6 protein-coding genes are annotated in these 9,457 nt (G+C 74.3%); 3 read left to right on the top strand and 3 right to left on the bottom strand.

Annotated features, from left to right (window positions below; all coding sequences use genetic code 11):
* Positions 1–687: 687 nt before the first annotated feature.
* Together ACFW3D_RS04545 and ACFW3D_RS04540 are read right to left on the bottom strand one after the other, a co-directional pair.
* Positions 688–3,492, bottom strand: a complete 2,805-nt coding sequence (locus ACFW3D_RS04545; protein WP_500501214.1) for a helix-turn-helix transcriptional regulator — start codon at positions 3,490–3,492, stop codon at positions 688–690.
* Positions 3,493–3,930: 438 nt separating this feature from the next.
* Positions 3,931–4,779, bottom strand: a complete 849-nt coding sequence (locus tag ACFW3D_RS04540; protein WP_500501213.1) for a helix-turn-helix transcriptional regulator — start codon at positions 4,777–4,779, stop codon at positions 3,931–3,933.
* 94 nt (positions 4,780–4,873) lie between these two features.
* Between ACFW3D_RS04540 and ACFW3D_RS04535 the strand changes: the two genes are divergently transcribed.
* Both ACFW3D_RS04535 and ACFW3D_RS04530 read left to right on the top strand, forming a co-directional pair.
* Positions 4,874–6,550, top strand: a complete 1,677-nt coding sequence (locus ACFW3D_RS04535) for an AMP-binding protein (RefSeq protein WP_500501210.1) — start codon at positions 4,874–4,876, stop codon at positions 6,548–6,550.
* Positions 6,547–8,172, top strand: coding sequence for an AMP-binding protein (locus ACFW3D_RS04530; protein WP_500501208.1), 1,626 nt, complete (start codon positions 6,547–6,549; stop codon positions 8,170–8,172). Before ACFW3D_RS04535 ends, ACFW3D_RS04530 begins: the two co-directional genes overlap by 4 nt.
* On the opposite strand, the gene ACFW3D_RS04525 is transcribed toward ACFW3D_RS04530, so the two are convergent.
* The gene (locus tag ACFW3D_RS04525; RefSeq protein ID WP_500501207.1) at positions 8,159–8,680 is read right to left on the bottom strand and encodes an AAA family ATPase; all 522 of its coding nucleotides are present in this window, start codon (positions 8,678–8,680) and stop codon (positions 8,159–8,161) included. The genes ACFW3D_RS04530 and ACFW3D_RS04525 overlap by 14 nt on opposite strands.
* Before the next feature lie 71 nt (positions 8,681–8,751).
* On the opposite strand from ACFW3D_RS04525, the gene ACFW3D_RS04520 reads away from it, so the two are divergent.
* A complete protein-coding gene (locus ACFW3D_RS04520) occupies positions 8,752–9,276 on the top strand; it encodes a hypothetical protein (protein ID WP_500501206.1) in 525 nt (174 codons plus the stop codon).
* The last annotated feature ends 181 nt before the right edge of the window (positions 9,277–9,457 follow it).

Genomic DNA, 9,457 nt, shown 5'->3' with positions numbered 1-9,457 from the left:
GGGGTTTTCCCCCCTCATCCCCGCCCCTGCCGCCGCCGCCGGCGGGGGCCGCTGGGGGGTGGGGGGCCGGGGGGGGGGGGGCGGGGCCCCCCCCCCGGGCCCCCCGGCTCGGCCTGACCGACGGGTCAGGAGTTCATCCGGACCGCCCTCTGTCACGAGAACCCGGCCGGCCGCGGTCGCCGCTCGCGCCGCGACCGCGGCGGGGGTACTCCTCGCACGGGTGAGCCGTGACGCGGGGCGCCTCAGGCTGCCGGTGGGGGGAACGCGCGGGTCGCCGGTGGGGGCGGCGCCGCATCCCGCGCGTACGGCACGGCCTGGGCCGGCGTCTTCGCCGACGACCGCGGGCGAGGGGCGAGTTGGCGCACGTGCACTCGTGGGACGGATCGACCTGCCTGCTCTGTGCGCGACCCAGGCTAGGGTCGCGGCCCGGGCACCCCAATGAGGGAAAGCCCCTGACCCGGTCGCGTAGGGAAACCCCTCGGTCACGTCGTGTGCCCGGCGGCGGGTGCGCGACGGCACCGGACCGGGACGGACGCCTTGCGGAGGCGCCGGGCCGGGTGCCCGGGTCGGTGGCCCCGCTGCGGGTCGCGCGATGTCCACCCGGGAGCGGATGCCCGGCTCGCGGTGGACGCGGGTCGGGCCGGGCGCGGCGCCGAGGGGGCGGAGGCGCCGGGCCGGGTGCCCGGGTCAGCCGGCGCGGCGGCCTGCCGCGAGTCGCACGATGTCCACCCGTGAGCGGATGCCGAGCTTGCGGTAGACCCGGGTCAGGGTCGCCTCGACCGTCTTGACGCTGATGAACAGCGTCGCGGCGATCTCCCGGTTGGTGGAGCCCTCCAGGACGAGCGCGGCCACCTGCCGTTCCATCGAGGCGAGCCCGTCCAGCTCCGGCGGCGCCGCGGACGCGGGGGCCGCCGGGGCCGGGCCCGTCTGTTCCAGCCAGGGCAGGGCCTTGGACCGCCGGAACAGCCGGCCGGCCTCGTCCAGAGCCGCGCGGGCCGCCGGGCGGTTGCGCCGGTCCGCCTCGACCTGGGCCAGCGCGAAGACGGCGCGGGCCTCCTCCAGCCCGTAGCCGAGCGCGGCCAGCCGCTGCCGGGCCCCGGTCAGCACCGCCACGGCCCCGTCGGTGTCGCCGCGGGCGGCGAGCAGCATCCCCTCGGCGCGCTCGAGGACGGCCAGGATGCTCTGCCGGCCGAGCCGCAGGGCGTGCCGGCGCGTCTCGTCGACGACCTCCCGCGCCTCACCGAGCGCGCCGGTCAGCACCAGTGCCTCGGCGAGGTCGCCCTGCCAGCGGCCGCGCGCGGGCTCCGTCACGCCCATCTCGCGTTCCAGCGCGCGCACCCGGCGCAGGGCGTCCACCGCGCCCTGCGGGTCGGCACCGACCAGCCGCGCGTGGCCGAGCGCGTACAGCGCCCGCGTCATGTACGGCATGTCGCTGTCGGCCTCGGCGCGCCGCACCGCGTCCCCGGCCAGCGACAGGGCGCGTTCCACCGTGCCGCCCGCCGCCTCGGTCAGGGCCGCGATCTGCAGCGCGAATCCCTCGCCGATGCCGGTGTCCTCGGCCAGCCGCAGGCTCTCGCCGGCCAGGTCCAGCGCCGTGCCGCAACGGCCGGAGCGCAGCTCGATCTCGGCCAGGCTGCGCACGGAGTAGACCTCGCTCTCCACCGCGCCACGCTGCCGTGCCTCACCGGCCAGCCAGGTCAACGCGGTGCGTGCCTCGTCGAGCTGATCGCTCATCAGCAGGTAGCGGGAGCGGATGTAGACCGGGCCGTTGTGGTTCATGGCCACGTCCGGGTCCTGCGGCTCGGCGGAGGCCAGGGCCAGGGTCGCGGCGGCGTCGGGGTGCCCCGTCAAGGTCTCGTTGAGCGCCTTGAAGGACAGCGCCAGCAACTCGGTGCGCCGGTCGCCGGCCCGCGCGGCGAGCGCCGCCGAGCGGGCGGCCTCGGCGCGCGCCTCGTGCATCTGACCGTCCACCAGGGCCCGCCAGGCGAGCTGGTAGCGCACCAGGCCCTGCAGCCGCGGGTCGTCGCCCGCGTCCGCCAGGGCCTGCGGGAAGACGTCGTCGACCTCGGACAGCGCCTGCCCGACCGAGTCGATCACCACGCTCCACGCCCGCACCCGGTCCGCCGGGATCGTGGCCTGCGCCAGCACCTCGCGGGCGGTGGCGCGGGCGAGTTCGGGCTCCGCGGCGGTCAGCGCGTCCTCGGCGGCCCGCAGCCGCCGCTCGTCCACGGTGGGCACCGCGTTCTCGGGGGTGTGCCGGGCGGCCAGCAGGCCGAGTTGGGCGGCCACCGAGGGGGCGCCGCGGGCCCGGGCCTCGTCCGCGGCCTCGGCCAGGCTCGCCGCGACCCGTTCGTCCTTGCCGCTCGTCGCCAGCGCCAGGTGCCGGGCCCGTTCGATCGGGTCGCCGGCCGCCGCCGCCAGGGCGGCGTGGGCGCTGCGCCGGTCCTCCGGGGTCGCCTCCGCGTACAGCGCCGCGGATATCAGCGGATGCGCGAAACGCACCAGCCCGGTGCCGTCGTGGTGGTCCATCTCCACCAGGCCGAGGGAGGCGGCCACCCCGGTCTCGCTCTCGGCGTTGGAGCGGCCTGCGCTGCGCAGCGTCGCGAGGGTCGGGCGGGCCCCCGCGCTGGCGATGAGCAGCGTGCGGCGGGTCTCCGCGGACAGCATCTCCAGCCGGTTGAGCACCAGGGTGCGCAGCGAGGTCGGCACCGGCAGCGGCTCCCCGGGGCGCGGCGGGGTGCGGCTCTCCGCGAGGGCGCGGCCGAGCTCCAGGGCGAACAGCGGATTGCCGCCGCTGGTGCGGTGGATGTCCCGGACGACCGCGCGCGGCAGGCCCGTGTGCCCTCGCCCGTAGAGGAGTTCGGAGACATCCGGCCGGGACAGCGGCGTCACCCGCAGCGTGAGCACGTCCTGCGGGAAGGCGCGCAGATAGCGGTCGTGCTGGTCCTGCGGATCGGAGTCGGTGCGGACGGCGCCCAGCACCCGCACCGGCAGTCCGGCGACCCGGCGGGCCGCGAAGGCCAGCAGCTCGGCGCTGGCGGGGTCCATCCACTGCAGGTCGTCCACGACGATCAGCACCGGGCCGTCGGTGGCCAGCGCCCGCAGCACCGACAGCACGGCCAGGCGCAGCGCGAGCCCGTCCCGTTGCAGGGAGGACTCCCCGCGGCCGGTGAGCGCCGACTCCAGCGCGGCCCGCTGCGGTGCGGGCAGCCGGTCGGACACCTGGTCGGCGACCAGGCCGAGCAGGTCGACCAGGGCGAGGAAGGGGAGGTGCGATTCGGATTCGGTCGCCGAACAGCGCAGCACCGTGGGCCCGGCACCGTATTCCTCGGCGAGTGTCCGCAATACGGTGGACTTCCCGATTCCGGCCGGTCCGTACAGCAGCAGGCTGCCCCCTTGGGTGAGGTGCCCGCGGGCCCGCGCGAGCACATCACCCCGCCCAATCACCTGGTCGGGTCGGGGTCTGGCCGGCACGTCGAAGACCTGCTCCACGGTCGCCGCTCCCCTCGTGTCGTGTCCGGGACAATGTTATGCAAAGAGCCGTGGAAAACGCCGCCGTTGGCGTGGCCCTTCGACTTCCGTCCGGTGCAGGGAATTCACCGCCGCCGCCGAATTGATGTGGTGCGATGGGCGGCAAAGTCGGGAAATGCACGGGGGCAACAGCCTGTTGAACACCGGACCATTCGTCAGGCCGGCCCCCGTCCCGCGTGTGCCGGTGGACACACCTCGAATGATCGGTCCGATCCCGTCGGCGGTCAAACCCCAAAATCGCCCCGGGTGAACCGATCGTGGAGGCTTGTCCGGACTTCCGGTCCTGCCCCGCTCACGGTGCTTTGCGGGCGATCGTGGTACCGGGGAGCGGCCGGCGCGGCCCTTCTGCCGCCATCGTCGCCCCGGGTCCGGACCGGCGGGCGCCGGCCGGCCGGTGGCTCAGGGGAGCAGGCCGGCGCGGCGGGCGGCGACGACCGCCTCGAGTCGGGTGCGGGCGCCGAGCTTGCGCATGGCCGAGCGCAGATAGCTCTTGACCGTCTCCGGGCGCAGCCCCAGCCGGTCGGCGGCGACGGCGTTGGTCGCCCCCGTGGCCACGCACGCCAGGACGTCCAGCTCCCGGGAGGAGACCGCGACCGACCGCCCGCCGGGGGAGCGTTCCCCGCCGCCGGCGGCCCCGGTCGCCGCCGCGAGGCGGCCGCACGCGGCGAGCAGTTCCTGGCGCAGCAGCGGATCGGCGACCCGGCCGGCCAGCGCCCGCAGCTCCCCGTGGGCCTCCCGGACCTCCTCCCAGGCCGCCGGGTCCCCGGCGGTCGGCTGCCGGCACGTCGAAAGCAGCCGGTCGGCCTCGTCCCGCACCACCAGCCGCTGCTCCAGCTCTCGCGCCGCCTCCACCGCGGCGCTCACCGGACGGTCGCCGAGCGCGAGCGGATGGCGCAGCGCGCCGTAGAGCACCCCGCGCACCCGGCGGCGCACGACCACCGGCACCGCCAGGACCGAGCGCAGTCCCTCGGCGGCCACCGCCGCGTCGTACTCGTGGCTGATCACCCGGGAGGTGCTGTAGTCGGTGACGGCCAACGGCCGGGAGAGGGCGATCGTCTTGCCGCCCAGGCCGTTGCCCGTGGTGATGGTGAGCCCCTGCAGGGAGGCCGTGGCCGTGCCGGACAGCTCGGTGATCCGCAGCCGGCGCGGTTCCGGGAGCAGCCCTCCGAAGGCCACCGGCAGACCGCTGGCGCGCCTCATCCGCAGCAGCGCCGCCCGCAGCTCCGCCGCCTCGCCCGATCCCGTCACACCCTCGCCGCTCCTTCACCCCCGTTCGGGGGTAGTGAGAGCCTCGTCACTGACAACAGGATGCTACCGAGGGGGCCGGCGACGAGGAGGACACATGACGGCAACCAGCCGGACGGAAGGGTTCCGGGCGGCCCGGGACTTCCTGCTGCGCCACCGCGAGGACTACAAGGCGGCGTACGAGGGCTTCCGCTGGCCGCGCCCCGAGCACTTCAACTGGGCGCTGGACTGGTTCGACGTCATCGCCCGGGACAACGACCGCCCGGCGCTGCACATCGTCGAGGAGGACGGCACCGAGTCCGTCGTCTCCTTCGCCGCGATGTCCGAGCGCTCCGCCCGCGTCGCGAACCGGCTGCGCGGCCTCGGCGTGGGCGCCGGCGACCGGATCGTGGTCATGCTCGGCAACCAGACCGAGCTCTGGGAGACCGCCCTCGCCGCCATGAAGCTGCGCGCCGTGGTCATCCCGGCCACCCCGCTGCTCGGGCCCGTCGACCTCACCGACCGCGTGGAGCGCGGCCGGGCCCGCCATGTGATCGTCCGGGCGGCGGACACGGCGAAGTTCGAGCAGGTGCCGGGGGAGTACACCAGGATCGCCGTCGGCGGCGCGCCCGCGGGCTGGCACGCCTACGAGGAGGCGTACGACGCCCCCGCGGACTTCACGCCCGACGGGGACACCCGCGGCGACGACCCGCTGATGCTGTACTTCACCTCGGGCACCACCGCCAAGCCCAAGCTGGTCGAGCACACCCACCTGTCCTACCCGGTGGGCCACCTGGCGACGATGTACTGGATCGGCCTGCGCCCCGGCGACGTCCACCTCAACATCTCCTCGCCCGGCTGGGCCAAGCACGCCTGGTCCAACCTCTTCGCGCCGTGGAACGCCGAGGCCACGGTCTTCATCCACAACTACACGCGCTTCGACGCGGGCCGCCTGATGGCCGAGATGGACCGGGCCGGCGTCACCAGCTTCTGCGCGCCGCCCACCGTCTGGCGGATGCTGATCCAGGCCGACCTCGCCGTGCTGCGCACCCCGCCGCGCGAGGTGGTCGCCGCCGGTGAGCCGCTCAATCCGGAGGTCATCGAACACGTGCGGCGCGCCTGGGGGCTGACCGTCCGGGACGGCTTCGGCCAGACCGAGACCGCCGTCCAGGTCTCCAACTCGCCCGGGCAGCCGCTCAAGCCGGGCTCCATGGGACGTCCCAGCCCCGGGTACGCGGTGGAACTCGTCGACCCGGTCACCGGCGAGCCCGGCGACGAGGGGGAGATCTGCCTCGACCTGTCCACCGGCCCGGTGGGCCTGATGACCGGTTACGAGGGCGACCCCGAGCGCACCGCCGAGGCCATGGCCGGCGGCTGGTACCGCACCGGCGACATCGGCTCCCGCGACGCCGAGGGCTACATCACCTACATCGGGCGCGCCGACGACGTCTTCAAGGCCTCCGACTACAAGATCTCCCCCTTCGAGCTGGAGAGCGCCCTGCTGGAGCACGAGTGCGTGGCCGAGGCCGCCGTCGTCCCGGCCCCCGACCCGCTGCGGCTGGCTGTCCCCAAGGCGTACGTCGTCCTCGCCGAGGGCTGGGAGCCGGGCCCGGAGACCGCCGCGGCGCTGTTCGCGCACTCGCGGGCCGTGCTCGCCCCGTACAAGCGGGTGCGGCGCATCGAGTTCGCGGAGCTGCCCAAGACCGTGTCCGGCAAGATCCGCCGCATCGAGCTGCGGCAGCGCACCGCCGAGGGTGCCACCGGCACCGAGTACCGCGAGGAGGACCACCGGTGAGCACCCCCGCGAGTCCCGTCGAGCCCTCGTACGCCAGCGGCACCGGCACCACCCCGCTGCTCGGCGACACCATCGGCCGCAACCTCGACCGGGCGGTCGCCGCATGGCCCGGGCGCGACGCGCTGGTCGACGTGCCCAGCGGCCGCCGCTGGACGTACGCCGAGTTCGGCGCCGCCGTCGACGACGTGGCGCGCGGCCTGCTCGCCAAGGGCGTCGGCAAGGGCGACCGGGTGGGCATCTGGGCCGTCAACTGCCCCGAGTGGGTGCTCGTCCAGTACGCCACCGCCCGCATCGGCGCGATCATGGTCAACATCAACCCGGCCTACCGCGTCCACGAGCTGGCGTTCGTGCTGAACCAGGCCGGCATCGAGGTGCTGGTCGCCTCCACCGCGTTCAGGTCCAGCGACTACCGCGCCATGGTGGAGCAGGTGCGCGGCGAGTGCCGCTCGCTGACCGAGGTCGTGTACATCGGCGACCCCACGTGGGACGCCCTCGTCGAGGCCGGGGCCAACGTCCCGCACGAGCAGCTCGCCGAGCGCGGGGCGGAACTGTCCTGCGACGACCCGGTCAACATCCAGTACACCTCGGGCACGACCGGCTTCCCCAAGGGCGCGACCCTCTCCCACCACAACATCCTCAACAACGGCTATTTCGTCGGCGAGCTGGTGGGCTACGGCGAGCAGGACCGGGTCTGCCTGCCGGTGCCCTTCTACCACTGCTTCGGCATGGTCATGGGAAATCTGGGCGCCACCTCGCACGGCGCCTGCATCGTCATCCCGGCGCCCGGCTTCGACCCGGCGGCGACGCTGCGCGCCGTCGAGCAGGAGCGCTGCACCTCGCTGTACGGGGTGCCGACGATGTTCATCGCCGAGCTCAACCTGCCGGACTTCGCCACGTACGACCTCTCCTCGCTGCGCACCGGGATCATGGCGGGCTCGCCCTGCCCGGTCGAGGTGATGAAGCGGGTCGTCGCCGAGATGCACATGGCCGAGGTCTCCATCTGCTACGGCATGACCGAGACCTCACCGGTGTCCACCCAGACCCGCCGCGACGACGACCTCGAGCGCCGCACCGGCACCGTCGGCCGGGTGCTGCCGCACGTCGAGGTCAAGGTCGTCGGACCGGACGGCGTGACGGTGCCGCGCGGCACGGCCGGTGAACTGTGCACCCGCGGCTACTCGGTGATGCTGGGCTACTGGGACGAGCCGGAGAGGACCGCGGAGGCGATCGACGCCGGCCGCTGGATGCACACCGGCGACCTGGCCGTGATGCGGGAGGACGGCTACCTGCAGATCGTCGGCCGCATCAAGGACATGATCATCCGCGGCGGGGAGAACGTCTACCCGCGCGAGATCGAGGAGTTCCTCTACGCCCACCCCAAGATCGCGGACGTCCAGGTGGTGGGCGTCCCCGACGAGCGGTACGGCGAGGAGATCCTGGCCTGCGTCATCCTCAAGGACCCGGGGACCGCGCTGACGGTGGAGGAGCTCGGCGAGTTCTGCCGGGGCAGGCTCGCCCACTACAAGGTCCCGCGCCACCTGCGGCTGATGGACGCCTTCCCGATGACCGTGAGCGGCAAGGTCCGCAAGGTCGAACTGCGGGAGGCGTTCAGGCCCGCGTGAGGTCCGCGATCCGCCGCGCCACCGCCTGCGGCGGCGCGGCGGTCGTGTCGACGACCGTCGCCGCGGCCCGCAGCCAGGGCAGCGCCCCGGCGTACTGCTCCAAGTGGTCCAGCCGCCACTGCCGGGCGCCGGTCTCCACCGTGTCCCCCTCGATCCTGCGGGTGAGGGTGGCCGGGTCGGCGTGCAGCAGGAAGTGCCGCACGGGCAGGCCGGACCGCTCCAGCCCCAGCGCGATCTCCCGCCAGTACTCCTCCACCAGCACGGTCTGCGGCACGATCAGCGTCCCGCCGAGGTAGGCGTGCAACTGGGCGAGCGACGCCACGGTGAGCGCCCGCCAGGGGGGCCATTCCTGGAAGTCCCGTACTGGCACGGCCTCGGCGAGCACGTGCCGCAGCATGAAACCGACGTGCTCGGTGTCGAAGACGTGCGCGTGGGGAACGAGCTGCCTCAGGTGCGCGCACGTCGTGGTCTTGCCCGCGCCGAAGGTGCCGTTCAGCCAGATGATCACGCGCGTCACAGCAGCCGCCGCCGTTACCCTGGCAACACACCTGACACGTACGGGAGATGGGGGCGACGGGGATGGATCGCTGGGAGGACGTCCGGCCGGGCAGCGGTGACCAGTCCGCCATTCCGGAGCTGGTGTCCGCGGTGGTCGGCGCGGGCGGGGTGGTCCTGCTCAGCTCGTTCATGCAGGCGGTGGGGACCAAGCTCGGCGAGATCACCGCGGTGCGGATGGGCGGCCGGGGCTTCTGGCGGCGGCGCGCGGCCACCGAGGAGGAGCGGACGGCGGCCGCCTTCCTCGCGGCGGTGAAGAACCTCGGCTCGGTCCGGCGCGAGGGCGGCGGGGTGCTGCGGCTGGAGGACGAGGCATCCCGGACCCGGGTGCAGGTGCACCCGCTGCTGCCGGTCGAGGCGGTCGCCCAGTTCCAGCGTCTCGACCTGAGCCACCCGGAGGTCGCCGGACTGGAGATCGCCTGGACCGGCACCCTGGGCGACCACCCGCAGGGCGTCTGGGCCACCACGGGAGGCGCCGGGGGAACCGGCACGCGCTACCTGTGGAACGACGTCCGCCGCACCTGGGAGCCCCACCGCCGCAGGCCCTGAGGGACACCGACGCCCGCCGAGAACCTGCCGTTCACCTGGCGGACGCCGTGCCGTCATCGTGCGCGTAGTCCCCGCGGGGAGCGGTTGCTAGTGGCTCGGCTCGGATGGTCGACCAGGTAATTGATCGGCCTTAGGTCTCCCGGCAGGGTGTCTCCAGGATCTGATCGTGGAGGTGGCTGTG

The sequence above is a fragment of the Streptomyces sp. NPDC058864 genome (assembly GCF_042742985.1).
In the GTDB taxonomy this organism is placed as follows: domain Bacteria; phylum Actinomycetota; class Actinomycetes; order Streptomycetales; family Streptomycetaceae; genus Actinacidiphila.
Note: the sequence above shows the minus strand (reverse complement) of the source record. Positions and strands in the feature narration are given on the sequence as shown.